The organism is Sphingobium sp. RSMS, assembly GCF_005406185.4.
Lineage (GTDB): Bacteria > Pseudomonadota > Alphaproteobacteria > Sphingomonadales > Sphingomonadaceae > Sphingobium > Sphingobium fuliginis.
In genome coordinates, this window is the sequence record NZ_RPFK02000003.1 from 98,337 (window position 1) to 120,979 (window position 22,643).

10 protein-coding genes are annotated in these 22,643 nt (G+C 62.6%); 9 read left to right on the forward strand and 1 reads right to left on the reverse strand.

Annotated features, from left to right (window positions below; translation table 11 throughout):
- Nucleotides 1–4 precede the first annotated feature (4 nt).
- Nucleotides 5–697: a HEPN domain-containing protein gene (locus tag EGM87_RS23795; RefSeq protein ID WP_015449349.1), complete on the forward strand. Its 693-nt coding sequence runs from the start codon at nt 5–7 to the stop codon at nt 695–697.
- Nucleotides 698–757: 60 nt separating this feature from the next.
- A complete protein-coding gene (locus tag EGM87_RS23800; protein WP_050983539.1) occupies nt 758–1,534 on the forward strand; it encodes a protein NO VEIN domain-containing protein in 777 nt (258 codons plus the stop codon).
- A 36-nt stretch (nt 1,535–1,570) separates the two neighbouring features.
- On the opposite strand, the gene EGM87_RS23805 is transcribed toward EGM87_RS23800, so the two are convergent.
- Nucleotides 1,571–2,554 carry a helix-turn-helix transcriptional regulator gene (locus EGM87_RS23805; protein WP_015449350.1) on the reverse strand — a complete coding sequence of 328 codons (984 nt, stop codon included), beginning with the start codon at nt 2,552–2,554 and terminating at the stop codon, nt 1,571–1,573.
- 104 nt (nt 2,555–2,658) lie between these two features.
- Between EGM87_RS23805 and EGM87_RS23810 the strand changes: the two genes are divergently transcribed.
- The 7 genes from EGM87_RS23810 (at nt 2,659) to EGM87_RS23840 (ending at nt 22,643) form a co-directional block, all read left to right on the forward strand.
- Nucleotides 2,659–5,958 carry a TM0106 family RecB-like putative nuclease gene (locus tag EGM87_RS23810; protein ID WP_015449351.1) on the forward strand — a complete coding sequence of 1,100 codons (3,300 nt, stop codon included), beginning with the start codon at nt 2,659–2,661 and terminating at the stop codon, nt 5,956–5,958.
- A 3-nt stretch (nt 5,959–5,961) separates the two neighbouring features.
- Nucleotides 5,962–7,071, forward strand: a complete 1,110-nt coding sequence (locus EGM87_RS23815; RefSeq protein ID WP_030091334.1) for a metallophosphoesterase family protein — start codon at nt 5,962–5,964, stop codon at nt 7,069–7,071.
- The gene (locus EGM87_RS23820) at nt 7,068–9,698 is read left to right on the forward strand and encodes an AAA family ATPase (protein WP_015449353.1); all 2,631 of its coding nucleotides are present in this window, start codon (nt 7,068–7,070) and stop codon (nt 9,696–9,698) included. The genes EGM87_RS23815 and EGM87_RS23820 overlap by 4 nt, the downstream gene beginning before the upstream one ends.
- A gap of 168 nt (nt 9,699–9,866) precedes the next feature.
- A complete protein-coding gene (locus EGM87_RS23825; RefSeq protein WP_015449354.1) occupies nt 9,867–14,981 on the forward strand; it encodes a DEAD/DEAH box helicase family protein in 5,115 nt (1,704 codons plus the stop codon).
- On the forward strand, nt 14,978–17,779 hold the full coding sequence (locus EGM87_RS23830; RefSeq protein WP_171010096.1) for a DEAD/DEAH box helicase: 2,802 nt from the start codon (nt 14,978–14,980) through the stop codon (nt 17,777–17,779). Before EGM87_RS23825 ends, EGM87_RS23830 begins: the two co-directional genes overlap by 4 nt.
- Nucleotides 17,779–21,846: an Eco57I restriction-modification methylase domain-containing protein gene (locus tag EGM87_RS23835; protein WP_015449356.1), complete on the forward strand. Its 4,068-nt coding sequence runs from the start codon at nt 17,779–17,781 to the stop codon at nt 21,844–21,846. The genes EGM87_RS23830 and EGM87_RS23835 overlap by 1 nt, the downstream gene beginning before the upstream one ends.
- Entirely contained in the window at nt 21,846–22,643 is a 798-nt protein-coding gene (locus EGM87_RS23840; RefSeq protein WP_137710503.1) for an HNH endonuclease, read from the forward strand. The genes EGM87_RS23835 and EGM87_RS23840 overlap by 1 nt, the downstream gene beginning before the upstream one ends.

Sequence of the window (22,643 nt, forward strand, 5' to 3'; positions counted from 1 at the left end):
GGTCATGGCCTATCGCTATCCGCCCGGCAGCCCGCTGCACCATGAGATCTTGAAGGCCAAGCAGCGCGAGCTGCGTGGCGATTTTCCGGAGCCGCTGACGCTCAGGGTGCATCGCGCGCTGTCGTGGCTGCGCCGTGCCGAGGCCGAGCAGGCCGATGAGGATGTACGTTTCATCCTGCTCTGGATCGGCTTCAACGCTGCCTATGCCGGCGACGTTGAAGCATCGCGGGTGATTGGTATCCCCGAGGGTGAGCGGGGATTGTTCCAGGCCTTTTTCGCAACCCTTGTGGGCTTTGATGGCAAACATCGCATCTACGACATGGTCTGGCAGCGCTTCCCTCAGGAAATCCGGGTGCTGCTCGCAAACCGCTATGTCTTCCATCCCTTTTGGCAGCATCACAATGGTGCGTCCGGCTATGCCGACTGGGCTGACAGGCTCGAGCGGTCGCGGACAGCGATAGGCGCCGCACTGCGCGATCATGACACGGCCAGGATACTCTCGATCCTGTTCGACCGGCTTTATGTGCTGCGCAACCAACTGGTGCATGGTGGCTCGACATGGAACAGCGATGTCAATCGCGCCCAGGTCAGGGATGGCGCCGCGCTGCTCGGCTGCTTGCTGCCGATCTTCATCGATCTCATGATGGACAATGCCGGGCATGAATGGCCGATGCCGAACTACCCGGTGGTGGAGTAGGGCGTGGCGGAAGTCTGGTCCGATCAGGAAATTGATCACATCGTCGCCGACTATTTCGCCATGCTCACCGACGAGCTGGTTGGTCGCTCCTTCAATAAAGCGGCGCGAAACCGCGATCTTCAAGCCGTGATCGACCGTAGCAAGGGCTCAATCGAGTTCAAGCATCAGAACATCAGCGCGGTCTTGCTCGGCCTTGGTCAGCCTTGGATCGAGGGCTATAAGCCGGCCGCCAATTTCCAGAATGCGCTGGTCGATGGCGTCCTGCGGTGGTTGGAGGCGCGGACCGAATGGCTGGCTCCCGACAGGCTCTCACGAGCTGCCCTGAACGTACCGGAAGCGCAAGGATCACTGCGGATCGGGCCGCCGCCCACGGTGCGCAACGAACCGTCGCCGATCGATCCAGCGTTCATGGCCGCGATCGGCCGCAAATATGATGTCGCCGAGCGCGACGCGCGCAACCGGGCGCTTGGCAAGGCGGGTGAAGAATGTGTGCTGCATCACGAGCGCCGTCATTTATCTGCCGCGGGCCGCGACGATCTCGCGGACAAAGTCCGCTGGACATCTGTGCAGGATGGCGATGGTTTTGGCTTCGATATCCGGAGCTTTGAGGCGGACGGGCGCGAGAAGCTGATCGAGGTCAAGACCACCAACGGATGGGAGCGCACGCCTTTTCATATCTCTCGCAATGAGCTGGCCGTCGCCGATACGAGGCGCGAGGAATGGTGCCTCATGCGGCTGTGGAATTTCGCCCGTGCGCCAAGCGCCTTCACGCTGCGCTCGCCCCTGAGCGATCACGCACAATTGACGGCGACCAGCTTCCTCGCCGAGCTCAATTGAAAACCGCCGCCACGAAGGGCGATACAAATCAGTCAATCAGGGCAGGGCCGAGAAGTCGGGACGCGCGTGGCCTTCGACCAGCGCCCGCAACCCCGCCGGTTCCAGCACCTCGACCTTGTCGCCCCATTGATAGAGATGCCAGGCCATTTCCAGCCAGCCTGCGGCTTTAAACCGGACAATCAGACTGCCGTCGTCCCGATATTCGGCCGACTGGTTGGGGTGGAACTGGAATTCCGCCGCACGCGAGGCTGCCTCGGGAAGAAACCGCCAGACGATCTCGCCATATTGGGCGGGGTCCTGATAAGCGCCGAAGGCCTGCGCCGCATGATCGTTCAAGGAAAAGCCGGATTGGATGGGAAAACTCTCATCGAGACATTCGGCGCTGTGAATGCGGTCCAGGCGAAAATGGCGGAGATTCTCGCCTCGACCAGCCTGGCGAGCAACGAGATAGCTGCGCAATCCCAGCAAGAGCCCATGCGGCTCGACCGTCCGGGTTTCTGCATCGGTGTCGCCATAGACAATGCGCATCTTGAACGGTCCGCGCAGCGCCTCGATCAGAACGTCGGTGACCTCAGGTCTCATCGCGACCTTTGGGCCTGGCCGCGCCACTTGGCCCAAAGCCGATAGCACCGCCTCCGCATCGGCTTCCGAGCGCAGCGCGTCGCGCGGGGAGAGGCGCGTGATCAGGCTGTCTCTTAGATCTTCCAGCGCACGGGCATGGCGGAGCCGGTTCTCATCACGGGCTGCGCGAGCGGCGATTTCCAGAGCCTCGATGGTGTTCTCCTGGCGCGGTTGCAGCCGCTCAGGGATGGGACTTTGGATGCGCCAGCGCCGACGGCGATCATCATCTTCCACAACAACGACATTCGCGAAATTATCCTCCAGCGCGCTTGTCATGCGCTGCGCCGTTCGGTGCGAAATGCCGAATTCCTGAGAGATTTCCTCAAGACTGATACCCAAACGCCGCGAGGCGGCGAGTTGGGCGAGGCGCAGAAGATCGTTGGCCTTGGCGAAAGTCATCATACGTCCATGTCAGAGATTGACACCCTTGCATGCTAAGGAACAGGGTAGCGCCTGTCGAGGTGATTCCCTCGTGGGTGGCGTTGGGCAATCAAGGGGGCCAAGTGAGGACGATCGGGAACACCATCCTGTTTTCAGCGACCGACCTGATGCGGTTCGTCGGCTGCGCGCATGCGACAGCGCTCGACCTTGCCTATATGCGCGGCGAGCCGCTCACTCCCCGGGAAGATACCGAGGATGCAGCCCTGCTTCAGAAACAAGGCGATGCCCATGAGGCCGCCCATTTGGAGAAGCTGAAAGACGCGGGCAACGGGGTAGTCGAGATTGCGCGTGGCGATCTTGCACAGAATGCAGACGAGACGCGAGCGGCCTTGGCGCAAGGCTCGCAGATCATCTTTCAAGGGGCTTTTCTCGCCGAGCGTTGGGGTGGGTGGTCCGATTTTCTCGAGCGAGTCGAGCGACCATCATTGCTGGGGCCGTTCAGCTACGAAGTGACCGACACCAAGCTGAAGCGCAAAGCCCATCCCAAGCATGTGCTGCAGCTCGTGCTCTATTCGGACCTTTTGGCGGAGATCCAGGGCGTGATGCCTGAGCGCGCGCATGTGCAGCTAGGAGATGGCACGCGCGCGACGCTGAGGTTGGCCGACTATGCCCATTATGCGCGCGGTGCGCGGGCTAAGCTCGAAGTCTTTGTTGCTTCCCCTGAGCCAACGCGGCCGATCCCCTGCGCGGATTGTTCGCTGTGCCGATGGGCCGACCATTGCGACGCCGTCTTCACCAGCCAGGACAGCCTGTTCCAAGTCGCCAATATTACCCGCGGCCAAGTGAAGAAGCTCGAGGCGTCCGGCATCGAAACCATGGCCGCGCTGGCTCGGCATGACGGCCCGGTGCGCGGCGTTGCGAGTGCGACGGCGGAGAAGCTTGTCGGCCAGGCCAGACTGCAGCACGCGCGCAAAACCGGCGAACCCGCCTTCGAGTTGCGTCCGGCACAGCCAGGCAAAGGCTTTGACCTGCTCCCTCGGCCGCAGGCGGGCGATCTCTTCTACGACATCGAGGGCGACCCCCATTACGAGGGAGGCCTTGAATATCTGCACGGCGTGTGGGCCGATGATAGTTTCCATGCCTTCTGGGCGCATGACCATGCCGCCGAAGCGCAAGCGCTCGAACGGTTGCTTGCGTTTTTTCGTAATCGCCTCACGGCTTATCCGCAGGCCCGCATCTATCATTATGCACCCTATGAGATCACCGCGCTGCGGCGTCTCACCACGCGCTATGGTATCGGCGAGGCCTTTCTCGACCGCCTCATGCGCGAACGCCGCTTTGTCGACCTCTATGCGGTCGTGCGCGGCGCGCTCATCGCTTCCGAACCGAGCTACTCCATAAAGGCGCTGGAGGCCTTTTATGGCTTGAAGCGCGAGGGCGAGGTCAAGACAGCGGGCGGGTCGGTCGTTGCTTATGAAAATTGGCGCGAGACGGGCGATCAGCAAATCCTCGACGAGATCGAGGACTATAATCGGATCGATTGCCAGTCGACCCAGCTACTGCGCGATTGGCTAGCGGGCATCCGGCCCGATGGTCCCTGGCCCGTGCTTGCGCAGGACGCGGCCGAGCAGGAGGTGGTCGAGGACGAGGAAACGACGGCGCTGCGCGATCGCCTGGCCGCATCCTCTCTGACTCCAGAGCGTCAGGAATTGCTGTTCAATCTGGGGCTGTTCCACAAGCGTGAAGCCAAGCCTGCTCAGTGGACGGTTTTCGACAGCGCGGCGCGCGATGAGGAAGAGCTTGTCGACGATCTCGACGCCTTGGCGGGACTCGAGGCGATATCCGGGATCGAACCCATCAAGCGCTCGGTGATGCGCACCTATCGCTTTCCGTCTCAGGAAACCAAATTGCGCGAAGGCGGCAAGGCCACTGTGCCCGGGATTGACGGGCCGCCGTCAACCGTTGCGATTGAGGCGCTGGATCGCGATGCGTGCACGATCACCTTGAAGGTCGGCGTGGCAAGGGCCGAACTCCTCACCGATCGGCTGACCCTGCATCCGGATTGGCCGCTCGATACCAAGGTGTTGGCCGCAGCGGTGCGCGACGTCATCGAGGATCAATGCGGGCCGCGGCGCTATCGTGCCGTCGATGATCTGCTGTCGGGCGCCGCCCCGCGCCTGAACGGCATCGACGGCGATATCCTCTGCGGCGGGGAACCGGTGGCGGGCGCCATCGCCGCGGCGCAAGCCATGGATCAGACATTGCTCCCGATCCAGGGTCCGCCGGGAACGGGAAAGACGCACGTCACGGCCCGGGTGATCCTGGCGCTGGTCAAAGCAGGAAATCGGGTCGCCGTCGCCTCGAACAGCCATGAAGCGATCCGCAATGTCCTGCTCGGCTGCCTGCGCGCGCGCGAGGAAGAAGGCGGCACCTTTCCCGTGTCGTTCGCCCACAAAGTTTCGAGCGGTGATGATGGCTATGCTAGCGATTGTCCCGTTCACCGCGCCACGGCCAATGATGACCTGATCCTCGCCCGCGCCAATGTGGTCGGCGGCACGGCCTTCTTCTTCGCGCGCGATGAGAATGTGCAGGGCTTCGATTGGTTGTTTGTCGATGAGGCGGGGCAAGTGGGCCTCGCCAACTTGGTCGCCATGGGTCGTGCCGCGCGCAATATCGTGCTGGTCGGCGATCCGCGTCAGCTGCCTCAGGTCATCCAGGGCGCGCATCCTGCGCCCGCCAACCTGTCATGCCTGGAATGGATGCTGGGCGAGCATGCCACCGTCCCTCCCGATCGGGGCATATTCCTTGCCGAGACCCGGCGGATGCATCTCGCGGTTTGTGATTTCATTTCAGACCAGGTCTACGAGGGACGCCTTGCCAGCCATGGGGATACCAAGCGCCAGAGCGTTACTGGAACGGCCTGGCCCACGGCCGGCGCCTTCTGGGTGCCGGTCGTCCATGACGGTAATGCCCAGTTTGCCGCTGAGGAAGTTGCGGCGATCGGCGCGGCAATCGAGAATCTCCTGCAAGGGAGCTGGACCGACAAGAACGGCGCCACGCGCCCTATCGGCCCCGGCGACATCATCGTCGTCGCCCCCTATAATGCACAGGTCAACGCGCTGCGGGCAGGGCTGCCGAGCAGCATCCGCGTCGGCACGGTCGACAAGTTCCAGGGCCAGGAAGCCCCTATATGCCTGGTCTCCATGACGGCTTCCTCGGCCGACGAGACGGCCCGCGGCATGGAGTTTCTCTTCTCGCTCAACCGCATCAATGTCGCGGTTTCACGCGCCAAAGCGCTTGCGCTCGTTTTTGGCAGCGACCGCTTGCGCGAGGCCAACTGCAGCAGCATCGAGCAGATGCGGCTCGTCAACACGCTCTGTGCCCTTCCGCCGTTTTCTGCGCCTCTCAGTACGGGATCTTGATCCATGCGTTTCCTCCACACCGCTGACTGGCAGCTCGGCAAACCCTTCGGCCGGTTCGAGCCCGAGGTGCGCGCGGCGCTTGGCGAAGCGCGCTTCGACGCCATCGACCGGATCGGCGAGGTCGCTGCCGCCAACCAGGTAGAACATGTGATTGTCGCAGGCGATATCTTCGATACCGAGGGTCCCGAAGATAGGGTCATCGTCCAGGCAGTCTCACGCATGCAGCGCTATCCCTGCCGCTGGTGGCTGCTCCCGGGCAATCACGACTATGCCCGCAACGGCGGACTGTGGGACCGCGTCCGTCACAAAGCCTCGGAGAATATCATCCTGCTCACCGAGCCCGTCGCGCAGGAGATGGAAGCAGGGCTCTGGCTGCTACCCGCACCGCTCCTCCACCGGCACCATCTCGACGATCCGACCGAGCTGTTCGACAGCATGGAAACGCCAGGCGCGAAGCTGCGTATCGGCCTTGCTCATGGTTCGATCCGCGATTTTACCGCGCGTGGCGAGACCAAGAACCAGATCGCGCCGGATCGCGCGAAGCGGTCCAGTCTCGACTATCTGGCGCTCGGCGATTGGCATGGCACGCTCAAGGTCGATCCGCGCACCTGGTATGCCGGAACCCCCGAAACCGATGGTTTTCAGCGCGATGAGCCGGGCCATGCCCTGATGATCGAGCTTGCGCCGGGAGTGGAGCCAAAGGTGGAACCCGTGCGCACCGGCCGTTTTCAATGGCTGCTCAGGGATTGGACCTTGCAGGACACGGCCGCCTTTTCGGCGGAATGCGACGTGCTGCTCTCGGCTATCGATCCTGCGGCAACGCTGCTGCGCCTTTCGCTTGCAGGCATCACGAGCCTTGCCGACCGTGTCGAGATCCTGTCGCGGCTCGAAGATGACCTGCGGCATCGCCTCCGTTTCCTGGATGTCCGGGCGGACGATCTTGTCGGCCGGCCGGGCGAGCAGGACTTGGCGGATCTCAAGGTCGAGGGATTGCTCGGCATAGCGGCTGAGAAACTCACCGAGACAATCGCAGCCGGCGGGACTGAAGCCATTTTGGCGCGGCGCGCGATGGAGCGGCTCTTTGTCGAATATCATCGGGGGAGCCAAGCATGAGCCTCCAGCTGCGACGGATCAGCCTCAACAATTTTCGCAAGTTCCGCGAGCCCCTGACGATCGAAGGGCTGGGCGAGGGGCTCAACATCATCATCGAGCCCAACGAGAGTGGGAAATCCACGATCCTTGAGGCCCTGCGTGCGGCTTTCTTCGTCCGCCATGCCACGAAGAATCAGCTCGCCCAAAGCTTTGCGCCTTATGGCGAGGCGGTCGCGCCAGAAATCGAAGTCAGTTTCGATATTGGCACCGACAGCTGGAAAATCGCCAAGCGCTTTCTCAAAAGCCCCCAAGTCGAAGTCACGGGGCCGCAGGGTCGAGCGCAGGGCGAGGACGCTGAAAATCGGCTGCAGGCGCTTCTAGGGTTCGTCAAGGATAGTAGCCAGCGTGGTGACCCGACCACCTATGGCGCGCTCGGTCTGCTTTGGGTTCCGCAGGCGCAGGCGCTCGAAGTGACGGCGCCCGGCAGCATCGTGCGCAGCAGCATCCAGGCGACGCTGGAGGCAGAGGTCGGCACGATCGTCGGCGGCGCTGCCTATGAGCGCGTCCGAAAGCGGATCGATGAGCAGTATGACATTTACTGGACGCCGACTGGCAAGGCGCAGTCGAAGGGACGCTGGCAAGCGGCGCGGGATCGTGACCAGCAGGCGCGGCAAACCGCTGCATACGCGACCACGCGGCTCGATGCGCTCGAAACGAGCTTCGGCGAGCTGGAAATCGCGCGCGGCCGACTGAAAGTTATCGAGCGGGAGCTGGCGGACGAGACCGAGCAAGAACAGCGCGCCGGTCTTGTTCAGTCTCTGGAGATCGCCAGGGCTGCTGCGCAGATCCTGGAGACCCGCAAAGCCGAGCATGAGAATTTCTCTGCAAACCTCGATCGTCTGGACGATCTGCAATCGCAGCATGAGGCGGCGAAGGAAGCGCTGACGGCCGCTGGCAAATCTTTGGCCGCAATCACCGCCGATCGCGATCAGCTTGCAGGTCAGCTGGAAGCGGGACGCACCAAAGTCGCGGACGCGAAGGCAACGCTCGACAAGGCGCGTGATGATCGCGCCACAGCCCGTCAGGCGCTTAACGAGGGGGAGGAACGTCTCGCGAGGCGTCAGCGCCACGCGGCCATCACCGATGCACGCCAGCGGCACACCGAACTCCTAAATCTAGAAAAGCAACTGGCCAATGCCCGCCATCAGGCCGCACAGGTCATTCCAGCTGAGGCGTTCGCTCGCCTGGAGGCCAATGACCGTGCTGTTGCTGAAGCGCGGGCAGCCGTCAATGCCGGCGCTACCACTATCGAGCTTACGGGCGACGCTACGGGCATCACCATAGGCGGCGAGCCCCTGACACCAAATAGCCCGCGCACCTTGACCGGTGAGACGCAGATTGCCTTGGGCGGGGGTATCCTCGTCATCCGTCCGCCGGCAACGGCAACCAGTGCGGAAGCCCGCCTCGCCGAATTGCTCGAGCGACAGGAATTGGAACTGGCCGAATGGGACGTGGCCGGCCTCGCCGCGGCGCGGACGCGAAACGATACTGCGCGCGACGCGCAGGGGACCGTCCAACTGCTCGAAACCAAAATTACCGGCCTCACGCCGGCGCAGCCGCTGTTGGATCTCGCGGCAGGCCCCGATGCTCTCAAGCTGTTCGTGGCCGGTGTCCCAGCGGAATCGCCGGCGTCTGATGAAGACGAGATCTCGACCGATCAGCTCACCCGACGCCTGGAAGAGGCGGAAACGGCCGCGGTGCGCGCTGAAACCCTGCACGACCAAGCCGTTCAGGACCTGCGAGAAATAGAGGATAGGGACCGCCCGCTTGCCGCCAAGCAGGCGGGCGCCGAGCGAGATCAGACCCATGCATCTGATCGCATCGCTCAGCTCGAACAGAAGCCCGATTTTGCCGGGCTGGCCGACGCCATCGCCAAAGCCCGGGAGAATGTTGCCCAGGCCGCGGTCAAGCTGGCCGAAGCGACGCGCGACGCCACCGCGCATGATGCGCAGGCGATCAACCGCAAGATCGAAACGATCGATAGCCGGGCAAGGGCAGGGCAAATCCGGCGGAGCGACCTCGAAAAGGATATCGCCCGCCTTGAGGCGATCATTGAGAGCGAGGGTGGCAAAGGTCTGGCGAGCCTGGCCGCAGTTGCAGCCGAAGAAGCCGATGCCGCAACGCAGGCGCTAGCTCGGCTCGACGAAGAGGCGGCCACGGTCAAAATGCTCAAGGATGTGCTGGACGAGGCGCGCGCGGAGGCATCTCGAACCTTCGTTGGCCCAGTGGCCCAGCGCGCCCGCGTGCATGTCGAGCGCCTTTTCCCCGGCGCAGACCTGAGCTTCGATGAAGAATTGGGGCTGGCCTCGGTCACGCGATCAGGCCTGAGCGAAGCCTGCGGAACGCTCTCAAAGGGAACGCAGGAGCAGCTGGCGGTGCTGACCCGCCTTGCCTTTGCCGACATGCTGCTGGAGCAGGGCATGCCGGTTTCGCTGATCCTCGACGATCCGCTGGTCTATTCCGACGACGGCCGGCTCGATCTGATGACCGAGATCCTGGAGGAAGCCTCCCAGCGCATGCAGGTGATCCTGCTTACCTGTCGGGACCGAGCGTTCCGGCATTTGACTGCAACGCGGGTGCAGCTTTGAGCCTGCTGCCTGGCGCTCGCATTGAAGGATTTAGGAGTTACGTAGGATTTGGTTCACGAGTACGGGCATTGTGCGAGAATGACAAAGGCGATGATATTTTAAGTATCGAAAAATACAGGAAAGTGCTGTTTTGGCTGAAACTTGATTGCCATGTCGCGAGGGGGCCGCGTGAACGTTTTTGATCTCGATACTGACCTAATAGAGCGTTATGAAAATTTCGCGCGTTCGTTCACTTCGATCCGCGCAGACGACATTAGCGAACAGGTCAACGCGATTTACGCCGGGCAGAAATTCTGGCCCGAACCCCTGATCGGTCTGAACCCCCATTTCCTCGAAGGCCGCGGCCTCGTCGATCTTGCCAAGGACGGCGTGGTCGATCCGGATTTACCCAAGGTGTTCGCCGTAGGAGCCGGACGCAGCCCGATTAGCCTGCATCGCCATCAGGACGAAGCGCTCATGAAAGCGCTTCAGGCCAAAAATTATATCGTCACCACCGGCACCGGCTCGGGCAAGTCGCTATGCTTTTTTGTGCCGATCATTGACCGCATCCTGAAGGCGCGTCGCGCTGGCGAGGCCCAGCGCACGCGGGCGATCGTCATCTACCCGATGAACGCGCTCGCCAATTCGCAGCAGGAGGAGCTTGAGAAGTTCATCGGGGAGTGCGGCCTGTCCGATGGGATGAAGCCGACATTCGCCCGCTACACCGGCCAGGAGAAAGAAGCCGAGCGCAAGCGCGTGGCTGACGAAAAGCCGGACATCATTCTCACCAACTTCATGATGCTCGAACTGCTGATGACTCGGCAGGACGAACTCGACCAGCAGGTCATCGCCAATATGGCGGGCCTGGAGTTTCTGGTTCTCGACGAACTCCATACCTATCGCGGCCGACAGGGGGCGGATGTTGCGCTGCTGGTGCGACGGGTGCGCGAACGCATGGGAGCGCAGAAAATGCTCTGCGTTGGCACCTCGGCGACCATGGCGTCCGGGGATGAGGATGCGGGCCGCAAGGCGGTGGCGTCTGTCGGCACAACCCTTTTCGGCAGCCCCGTGCATCCGGATGATGTCATCACCGAAAGCCTGAGACGCTGCACCCAAGGCATCGCCAACGAGGCCACCCTTAAATCTGCGATCGTCAACTCCGCTGGCCTTCCATCCACCGCAGAGGCCTTCAAAGTCGATCCCCTCGCGATCTGGATAGAAACCAATATTGGGCTTGAGGTCGGCGAAACACTGAAGCGGGCGAAGCCCTCCACCCTCACTGATGCATCACACCGCCTGTCCGAGGAGACAGGGATCGAGGCGGAGGCTTGCCGCAAGGCCCTCCAGGATCGCCTGATCGCCATGAGCGATTTCAAGGATGACCGCGACCAGGCTTTCATGGCGTTCAAGCTGCATCGCTTCCTATCCGGCGCTGGCGACGCCCATGCGACGCTCGAAGCTGCTGGGAAGCGCCGGGTGGCACTGGCGGCGGAAAAGTTCGACCGCGACAATAGCGAGGCCCGCCTCTATCCGGTCTTCTTCTGCCGCGAATGTGGACAGGAGGTGCATAGCGTCACCATTGACGATGATGGCACTGTCATCGCGCGCCCGATCGATCAGACCCCGAGAGACGGGGTTGATGAAAGCGGGGCGGAGCACGGCTTTCTCGTGCCCGACGCCAAGGGTGATCTGAATTTCGCCGGTTCTATCGATGATTATCCTGATGACTGGATTGAGCTGACGGCATCGGGCGAACCGCGGCTCAAATCCTCCCATCGCGGCAAGCATGACGGCCGCCTGATGATGCTGGGCGCTAACGGGCGGCGCGATGAGCATGGCGTTCGCTCGTGGTTCTTCCCCGGTAAATTCCGCTTCTGTCCGCATTGCCGCAATCAACCGCCGCCAGGCGCTCGCGACATCAACAAATTGGCTGGCCTCTCGGCCGAAGGTCGTAGTTCGGCCACGACGCTCATCACGTCGGTGGCCCTCGACTGGATGGAACGGGGCCACATCCCGTCTGAAAAGCATCGCCGCAAACTGCTCGGCTTCACCGATAACCGGCAGGATGCCGCACTCCAGGCGGGACACTTCAACGACTTTATCTTCGTCACACTCCTGCGCGGCGCCATGCTGCGTGCCGTCTTCAAAGCCGGTGAGGATGGTTTGAGCCATGAGCAATTTGGCGATGTCCTGCGCCGTGCGCTCGGGTTCGATCCCGAAAGCGTCGATCGCCGAGCGGAATGGATGCTCGATCCGAACCCGGCCAGCTTCGCGGCGCTGGACGAGGCCAAGAAGGCGGTAAACCGCGTGCTGGCCTATCGCCTCTGGAACGATCTGCGGCGGGGCTGGCGCTATACTAATCCCAACCTCAATCAGTTGGACCTGCTGCGCGTCGAATATCCCGGCATCGCCATGCTCGCCGGCGACGATCGCGCCTGCGCCGGCATGGACCAGGAACAGCTCAATGACGGCCAGCGCCGTGGCTTTGAGCTGCTTTCCCAAATCTCCAGTGACGTTCGGCGCGAAATGTTCCGTCTGATGTTCGACGCCATGCGGCAAGGCCTCGCCGTTGCCGTCGATGCCCTGGACCTCAATGAGATTGAGCAGGTCGCGCAGAAATCCCGCCAGCTTCTCAAAGACCCCTGGGCAATCAGCCGCGAAGAAGAGAACAAGGATCTTGTGTGCCAAACAACGCTTGTGCTCGGCACACAAGGCGGCAAGGCGGACAGGATTATCCGGGTTTCCGCGCGCAGCGGTCTTGCCAAAGAATTGGCGAAGTTGGCGGGGGCGCTGCCCCTTGCCGATCGCGAACCGTTGATCGAAGCCATGTTGATGGCGGCCGCGCGCCACCAGATCGTGCGCCAGTTTTCCGCCGGTCCGCTCACAGGTTGGCGGCTCGCGCCGAGCGCCTTGCAGCTCCGTGCAGGGAAGGGGACACCAAGCCCGAGCCAAGACAATGCGTTCTTCCGCCAGCTCTATAGCGATATAGCCGCGCGCCTCGCCACACCCGGCGGGCTGCCCCTGGCCTTTGAAGCGCGCGAGCATACAGCGCAGGTCGATTCCCTCCTGCGCGAAATGCGTGAGTGTCGGTTCCGGTACGGCAAGAGCGACCATGAACGCATGAAGGAAATTGCGGGCGATGCGCGCGTTCTCAATGAGAAGCGTGACTTTCTGCCCTTGCTCTATTGCTCACCCACCATGGAACTGGGCGTAGATATATCGCAGCTCAATGTCGTGTACCTGCGCAACGCGCCGCCAACCCCGGCCAATTATGCGCAACGCGCAGGCCGTGCTGGCCGCAGCGGACAGGCCGCGCTGGTCATCACCTACTGCGCCGCGCAAAGCCCACACGACCAATATTATTTCGAGCGCCGGACCGATCTCGTCGCCGGCATCGTTCGCGCACCCGCGATCGACCTCATCAATCGCGACCTGCTTGCCGCGCATGTCCATGCCGAATGGCTCGCTGCCGCTCAGGAGGGGCTGGGCAAGTCGATCCCGGAAAACCTCGATATGACCGAGACCGATCTGCCGATCTGCGAACGGCTGCAAAAAGCTTTTGCCGTGGCCAGCGCGGACGTCGATGCCCGTGATCGTGCCGAGCGGGTCGTCGTCTCGGTCCTGCCACAGGAAGGCGCAGCCGAAATCGGCGAAGCCTCGGACTTTGTCGGCCATCTCTGGAGCAACGCGGCAACGGCGTTCAACACGGCGTTCAAGCGCTGGCGAACACTCTACAATTCCGCCCATGAAGAACGAAAGGCCGCCAGCGAACTCGGCAATCAAACCGGGCTGTCGGCGCAGGAACGTCAGGAGGCTCGGACCCGCTATCTGGCGGCCGATCGTCAGGTGCAACTGCTGGAAACAGGCGCATCGTCCACCAGCTCGGACTTCTATGCCTATCGCTATCTGGCGACCGAAGGCTTCCTACCTGGCTATAATTTCCCGCGCTTGCCGCTCTACGCCTTCATCGACGGGGAAAAGTCATCGACGGTGCTCCAGCGTCCGCGCTTCCTGGCGATCGCGGAGTTTGGTCCGAACAGCCTCGTCTATCATGAGGGCAAGGCCTATCGCTGCAATCGCGCCAAGCTGCCTGCCGGAACGCGGACCACAGACAACAAGCTGACGACGATGACTGTGCGATGCTGTCATTCGTGCGGCGCGGCCCATAGCGTGGAAACGCAGGAGCGCTGCATTGCTTGCGGCGATGTGCTGACCGAGGAAGGGCGGCTTTCCAAGCTCTATCGGATCGAGAATGTCGATGCCGTGCCCGGTGCGCGCATTACCGCCAATGACGAGGATCGTCAGCGGCGCGGCTTTGAAATCCGCACGATTTTCGAGTGGGAACCGATGCGCCAAGACCAGCTTCTGCTGAAGTCTGACGACAGCCCGCTGGCGGTATTGCGCTACGGACCGCAGACTCGCGTATCCCGCGTCAATCTCGGCCTGCGCCGCCGCGCCAAGAAGGAAGATACCGGCTTCGACATCGACACGATTTCGGGCCGCTGGCTCAAGAATGAGACAAAAGGTGAGGATGAGGGCGACGATCCCAAAAGCGCCATTCGTCAAACCATCGTGCCTCTGGTCGAGGACACGAAGAACGCGCTGCTGCTGCAATTCGATCGCCAGCTCGACCTCGATGAAGCGCAGATGGCGACCCTCCAGCACGCCCTGATCCGCGCCATCGAGACAGAGCATGTCCTGGAAACCGGCGAGCTTCTGGGCGAGCCGTTACCGACCCGCGACGATCGCAAGGCGATCCTCTTCTATGAGGCGTCCGAAGGCGGGGCAGGGGTTCTCAAGCGGCTGATGGACGGCGCGGAGCGGTGGCATCGTATCGCGGACGTGGCGCTCGACCTGATGCATTACCGTCGCGACAACGGCGAGCTGGTCGAGGCCAACGAACCTTGTGTTGCTGGTTGCTACCGCTGCCTGCTGTCCTATTACAACCAACCGGACCATGAACTGATCGACCGGCGCGATCCTGCGGTGATTGACGTGCTCGATCGGCTAGCTCGCAGCGAGAATGACTGGCCTGCCGATGCTCCCGCCGGTGCCGGGACGCATGATCCATGGATGGCGGCGCTGGCGCAGTGGGGCGCGCCGACGCCCTCCACGGAAACCATTGGCGGCGAGACCTATCATCTTTGCTGGCCGGGGCTGATGGTCATGGCTGTGCCCGGTCCGCCGCCGCCAGCACTGGTGACGCGCTGCGCCGAAATTGGCCGCGACTTGATCGCGCTGCCGGCAACCCCTGACGAAACCATGCCGCCTGACCTTGCCGCGGCGCTCGGAGTATCCGCATGAACCTGCCCGCCTTCCAGACTGGCCAGCTCCAGACGGGCGATTTGATCCAGGCCCGTGGGCGGGAATGGATCGTGCTTGGTAAACCGGATGAGGGGCTTGTTCGCGTGCGGCCCCTCTCGGGGTCCGAAGAAGACGCCATCATCATCGCCCCCAGTCTTGAACGGATGCCCGTTCGTCCCGCCACCTTCGATCTGCCGGCGGCGGATCATCCCGATACGCAGGACGCCGCCCGTCTGCTGGCCGACGCGCTACGCCTGTCTCTCCGTCGCGGCGCAGGGCCTTTCCGCAGCGCCGCGCATTTGGGCGTCGAGCCGCGCGCCTACCAGCTCGTCCCCTTGCTCATGGCACTGAGACTCGACGTGAAACGGCTGCTCATTGCCGATGACGTTGGTATCGGAAAGACCGTTGAGGCGGGCATGATCCTCCGCGAGATGATCGACCGAGGCGAGGTCGAGCGCTTCTCCGTGTTGTGTCCGCCGCATCTCGTGGATCAGTGGGTCGGCGAGCTGGCGGAAAAGTTCGATATTGATGCCGTGGCCGTCACATCGGCGCGCGCCCGTTCGCTGGAACGCGGACTGGCGCTCGGCGACACCATCTTCGGCGTCTATCCCTACACCGTCGTCAGCCTCGACTACATCAAGGCCGACAGCCGGCGGGAAAGCTTCGCGCAGGCTTGTCCTGGCTTCGTCATAGTTGACGAGGCCCACACCTGCGTCGGCGGTAGCGAGAAGGGCACACAGCAACGCTACGCTCTGCTCGAACGGCTCGCGGAAGACGCCACGCGCCACCTGCTCCTGCTCACAGCGACCCCGCATAGCGGCAATCAGGATGCCTATGCGCGTCTGCTCAGTCTGTTGCACGGCGACCTCGCGGACGGCCCCGAGGCGGGCGATCAGAACGCACGGCGCCGCTATGCAGACCGGCTCGCCAAACACTTTGTCCAGCGTCGCCGCCCCGATATTGCCGACAAGTGGGGGGATGCGGGCGCTTTTGCGAAGTCGATGAAAGCGGATGCGCCCTACACTCTGACCGGCGATTTCCAGAACTTCCAGGAAGACGTGCTGGAATACTGCCTTGGTGTCGCAACCCGTGCCGATGGGGAACGGGCGCGGCGGCTCGCTTTCTGGGGAACACTCGCGCTAATGCGCTGCATCGGCTCGTCGCCGGCGGCAGCCCTCAGCGCCTTGCGCAACCGGCTCGGAGGCATGGCGGAGGAAGCCGCACTCGCGCCAGTCCTGTTTGATGACGACGGTGATGAGCTGGCCGACACCGACATTGAACCCGCGACCGCGCTGGACCGCGAGGAGCTGGCCGAGCTGAAAGCGCTCATCACGCGCGCGGAAGGACTGGCGGCCCGCTTTGAGGATGATCCCAAATTTCGCGAACTCGTCCGGCAGGTGAAAGACCTGACGGCCAAGAAGGGTGCCCGGCCCGTCATCTTCTGTCGCTTCATCACAACGGCCGAAGCTGTGGGCGAAGCGCTGCGCGCCCAGTTCAAGAAGCACGAAGTCGAAATCGTCACGGGCCGCCTGACGCCCGAGGAACGCCGTGGGCGCGTCGAGGCGATGGTGGATCACCCCAATCGCATCCTCGTCGCCACCGATTGTCTGTCCGAAGGGATCAACCTCCAATCGCTGTTCAACGCGGTGATCCATTACGACCTCAACTGGAACCCGACACGGCACCAGCAACGCGACGGGCGCGTCGATCGTTTTGGGCAGCCCGAAGATACGGTCTGGTCGGTGATGATGTTCGGCTCAAACTCGATCATCGACGGTGCGGTCATCAAGGTCATCACCGAGAAGATGAAGCGCATCCAACAGGCGACTGGCGTGATCGTGCCGGTGCCGGAGGATTCCGCAAGTGTCTCCAACGCGCTGATGCAGGCGATGCTGCTGCATTCCAGCAAACCGCGCGCGCAGGGACTGTTCGATTTCGGCGACGCCGAGGAACGGCTTGAAATGGAGTGGAAGGACGCGGAGGAAAACGCGCGTAAAAGCCAGACGCGGTATGCCCAGGCCGCGCTCAAGCCCGACGAAGTTCTCCCCGAATGGCACCGACTGCGCGAACTTCTCGGCGGCCCCGATGAAGTAGAGCGGTTCACCCGCCGGGCACTGGCGCGCATCGATACGCCGCTCGGTACGGTCGGGAGCCACTACCGGGTCAGCTATGAGGATTTGCCGAAACAGCTTGGCGAGCGCCTTGCGGCCCGCAATCTGACGGGCACCCGCGCCATCGGATTTGCCGACAAGCTGCAACCCAATGTGGCCCATGTCGGCCGCACGCATCCGCTGGTCGCCATGCTCGCCGAAACCATGGCCGAAGGGGCGCTCGATCCCGGCGGTGTCGAAGGCAAGGCCACGCTCGGCCGCTGCGGTGCCTGGCGCTCTACGGCGGTGAACAAACTCACCACCGTCCTGTTGCTGCGCCTGCGCTTCAAGCTGACGACCAGCGGTCGAAAGACACTGTTGGCCGAAGAAGCCACCGCGCTGGCTTTCGCCATGGGTGACAATACCGCCATCGCACAAGGCCCCGACGCCCTGGCTTTGCTCGAACCCGATGCCAGCGGCGACATCGCGCCGCCCGTCATCGCAAGGCAGGTCGATCAGGCGCTAACCCGCGTGCCCGAATATGATGTCGCGATCAGCGCTTATGCCCAGGATCGTGCTGCCCGGCTTTCAGAGGATCATGACCGCGTGAAGTTCGCAACAAGAGGCGAGGGGGCCACCACCGAAGTGGAAGCTGTTCTGCCTGCTGACGTGATCGGCCTCTATGTCCTCGTGCCGGAGGCGAACTGATGGCCCGTTCTACCAGAGCCGCCGAACTCGGCCTTGTCGCCGTCACCATCGAGGGCGGGCTGATAGCGCCCGAGCAAGTGCAAAAGATTGTCGCTGCCGATCGCACGGCGAAAACCGCCGACAGCTATGGTTGCCCCAAGGGCACTGGCCTCGGCGATGAGATTTCGCGGTATTTCCGCATCGGCCAGCATATCTGGAAAGACTATGACCGGATCGATGCGCCCACTGTCACGCAAACCGCACAGTTCGCGCATGACCTGCTAACCCAGTGCTTCGGCTTCACCGATCTTGCCGGCCCGGTCGAGCATCAGGACGGCACCCGCCGCTATCGCCTGGCCTGGGAGGCCAAGGATGGCCGTGTTCCCGTCGTCGTCGCCGCGCCGGTCGTCGGCGCCGACGCTTTCAACAAAGCGCAGCCCGAGTTCGGGGACGGGGAGGGCGGACGCCCGCGCCGTAGCCCTGTTTCACTGTTGCAGGACTGGCTCAACGCCACAGACCATGCACTGTGGGGCCTCGTCTTTGCCGGCGACCGCGTGCGCCTGATGCGCGACAATGCCAGTCTGACCCGACCAGCATGGATCGAGGCGGACCTTGGCGCGATGTTCCGCGACGAGATGTTCGCTGACTTCACTGCATGGTGGCTGGTCGCTCACGCCACCCGTTTTGGCGCATCGGGCGCACCGCCTTCTGAAAGCCCGCTGGAACATTGGCGCGAAGAGGGGATGAAACAGGGCATCCAGGCCCGTACCGACCTCCGCCGCAACGTCGAAGAGGCGTTGTCCGAACTGGGGCAGGGGTTGGTAGAGGCCAATCCTGAGCTGGTTGAACGCATCCGCTCCGGTGCACTCCCTCTGCAATCGCTGTTCGGGGAGCTTCTCCGCACCGTCTATCGCCTGATCTTCCTTGCTGTGGCCGAGGACCGCGATCTGCTGCACCCTCGCCGCACGCCGCAGGCGGCACGCAGCCTCTATGCCGACAGCTATTCCTTCACCTTCTGGCGCGAACGCTCGCGTCGCCGCGTCGCCCGCGATGGGCACCACGATGCGTGGGAGGCGATGAAGGTTACGCTTTCCAGTCTGGAGCATGGCCAGGAACTGCTGGGCCTGCCTGCTCTCGGCGGCTTATTCGCGGAGAGCGAAACGCCGTCGCTGAACGATGCGCTCATTCCCAACCGCCGCCTTCTGTCCGCGATCTTCTGTCTTGGCTTCATCCGCAAGGATGGCGTGACCCACCGCATCAACTGGCGCGACCTCAAAACAGAGGAACTGGGCAGCGTTTACGAAAGCCTGCTGGAAATCCGCCCCCGGCTTGAAGCCAACGGCGTGTTCACGCTCGACAGCGGGGCCAAGGGCAACGACCGCAAGACCAGCGGTTCCTACTACACGCCGGACTCGCTGGTCGAAACACTGCTCGATTCCGCGCTTAATCCTGTGCTGCAAAAGGCAGAGGACAGCGCCGATACGCCGGAGGACAAGGTCGCCGCGATCCTTGATCTTCGGGTGATAGATCCGGCCTGCGGCTCGGGGCACTTCCTGCTCGGCGCCGCCCGCCGCATGGCAGACCGGGTAGCAAAACTGCGGAACGAGGATGCTGGCAAGGAAGAGACGCAGGCGGCACTGCGCGATGTCGTCTCCCGCTGCATCCACGGTGTTGATCGCAATCCCATGGCAGTAGAACTGGCCAAGGTGGCGCTATGGATCGAATCCGTGTCACCAGGGCAACCCCTGGGCTTCCTTGACGCCAACATCCGTTGCGGCGACGCATTGCTGGGTGTGTTTGACCTTGTCGCGCTGGAAGAGGGCATCCCGGACGAGGCCTACAAGGCCCTAACCGGCGATGACAAGGAAACCGCCAGTGGCCTGCGCAAGCTGAACAAGAGCGAGCGCGATGCTGGCCTGCTGAAGCTGGCCTTCGATGCGGGCAAGCTTTCGGGCGAATTCCGCAAGTTCCACCGCATGAGCGAGAACACCCCGCGCGAAGTCGCCGCCCGCGCGGCCGAGTTCGGTCGCATCCGCCACACGCCCGATTGGCTGGCGCTGCGGCACGCCTGCGACATCTACGTCTCGGCCTTCCTGCTCCCCAAGCCAAAACTGCCCAGCCTTGCCAAGCCGCTCGTCCCCACGACCGCGCACCTTCGCAAGACCGTCGCCGGCGGCACGATGCTAGGCACCGGCGCGGTGCAGGAAGAGCTTGCCGCGGCCATAGACGGCGCCGCCTTGGCCGCCAGCGCGTTTCACTGGCCGCTGGAGTTCCCCGACGTGGTTGTAGGCCGCGGCGGTTTTGACGTGGTGCTGGGCAATCCGCCGTGGGAAGTCATCCAACTGGGCGAGCAGGAGTATTTCGAGAGCCGCGTTCCCGAAATCGCGGAGATGAAGGGCGCTGCGCGCAAGAGGGCGATTGCCGCTCTCGAACAGTCTCACCCCGAAGTCTTTGCCGATTTCGCCCGCGACAAACGCACGTTCGAGGCGATGAACGAATTTGCCCGTGCGAGTGGCCGATTCGACCTGACCGCGCGCGGCAAGGTCAACACCTATGGCCTCTTTGCCGAGCATTTCCTGAACCTGACGCGGAAACAGGGCAGGTCGGGCGTTCTTGTGCCGACCGGCATTACGACGGACGCTACGACTGCACCGTTTTTCGGGCATTTGGTGAACAACCAGCGGTTGATTTCATCGATAGGTTTCGACAACGCAAAGCGCATATTCCCGTCAATCCACCCCGACACGCCGTTTACGTTGCTCACGACCGGACAAAATGAAGGCGCGGCAGAGTTTACGTCCTACGTTCTGACTGCCGATGAACTGGAGGATGAGCGCCGACACTACTTCCTCCGACCAGCAGAGATCTCCCAGATCAACCCGAACACGAAGACCGCCCCCCTCTTTCGTTCGCGACGCGACGCAGAACTTACCGCTTCTATCTATGCACGCATTCCTGTGCTGATCGAAGAGGAAGGCAACGAAGGCAATCCGTGGGGTGCTGACTTTAGACAGGGGCTGTTCAATATGACCAGCGACAGCCACCTTTTCCGTACCGCTGCGCAACTCGCCGAACAAGGGTTCCAGCGCGACGGCACAGACTGGTTGAAGGAGGCGCAGGAACTAGAGGGTGTCACCGCTCGCCGCCGGCTTCAAGCGGACTTGCTGGCCGAAGGCGAGAATCGCCGCATCGACCTACTGTCGCAATTGGGCCTCGCAACGGAAGGCCCAGTGCAGGCACAGGTGGTCACCCCGACCATTCATTCCGAACGCTATGTTCCGCTCTACGAAGCGAAGATGTTCCACCAGTTCGACCATCGCTGGGCGACCTATGAGGAGACCAGTACTCGCGATGTTACGCTGTCAGAGAAGCAACATCCAGGATACGAACCGATTTCGCGCTATTGGGTTCCGCAATCGGAGGTGGCACACCGTCTGTCCGGGAAAGACTGGAAACGGGGTTGGCTGTTAGGCTGGCGCGACATTACAAACGCAACTAACGAGCGCACGGTTATTGCTCCTGTTTTCCCGGTTTGTGGTGTTGGCAATAAGGCACCGCTCATATTTTCGGAGAAAGATCCACAATTATTGGCCTGCTTGGTCGGGAACATGGCAGCGCTGGCCTTCGACTTCGTTTCTCGCCAAAAGATCGGAGGAACTACACTCAATTTCTATCTTCTTTACCAACTCCCCATTCTCCCGCCCCACGCATACTCCGAAACCGACCTCGCCTTTATCGTACCGCGCGTGCTGGAGCTGACCTACACCAGCCACGCGATGGCCTCTTTCGCCCGCGACCTGGGCCATGAGGGTCCGCCCTTTGCATGGGACGAAGATCGCCGCGCCCAGCTCCGGGCCGAACTCGATGCCTGGTATGCTCTCGCTTACGGCCTCACCCGTGATGAGCTGCGCTATGTGCTGGACCCCAAGGATGTCATGGGCACCGACTACCCCAGCGAAACCTTCCGCGTCCTCCAGAAGAACGAAATCGCCAAATATGGCGAATATCGTACGCAGCGCCTTGTCCTCGCCGCCTATGACGAATTGATGGCGCGGGGTATGCGGCCAAGGTTGGAAGGGTATCGATGATGGCGCGGTCCACCAGCGTCCGCAGTCGCCCCGTCCACCCGATTTACCGCTCCGAGCTACAACAGGCGGCCTATAACCACGGCTTTCGCAAGGAAAATGGCGAGGCGGACGGGTGGCTCTACTTTCGGTCCGACGAAGGCGTCCCCGGAGAAATTGCACTCGCCTCCGGCAGTGAGGAAGGGGGCGCGCCATGGTTCCTCGCCGTGGAACATGCCGGCGTCGCCGCGAAGCTGCGTGGTGAGTTTCCAGCGGCCCTGGCGGAACCCGTACCGGGCCAGTTCCGCGGCGCCTTCGCCTTCTCCGATCAGGCCGAGATGCGCCAGGCCCTCAGCCGCGCCTTTCATCTGGCCCGGGCGCTTCCGACCTTTCCGCTGTCCCAGTTCGAGGCGGATGTGGCGAGTCTAGGCGACACAGAGGTCGAACGGATCACCCGCGAGCGGATTGGGCAGGGCTATTTCCGGGGCGCCCTGCTCGATTACTGGAACAACAAATGCCCGCTCACGGGCATCTCCGAGCGTGCGCTGCTTCGCGCAAGCCATATCGTCCCCTGGGCACGTTGCGGAAGCGACGAGGAGAGACTGGACGTTTTCAACGGCCTGCTGCTCGCCGCACACTGGGATGCCGCGTTCGATGCCGGTCTCGTCAGTTTTGATGACGGAGGCAGGGCGCTCATCAGACCAGACCTCGACCCGGCGGTGATTTCCCTGCTCGCACCACACGAGATTGCGCCTTTGCCGCTGATCGATGCGCATCATCGCCAGATGGCATGGCATCGAAAGCACTTCGGCTTCGAATGA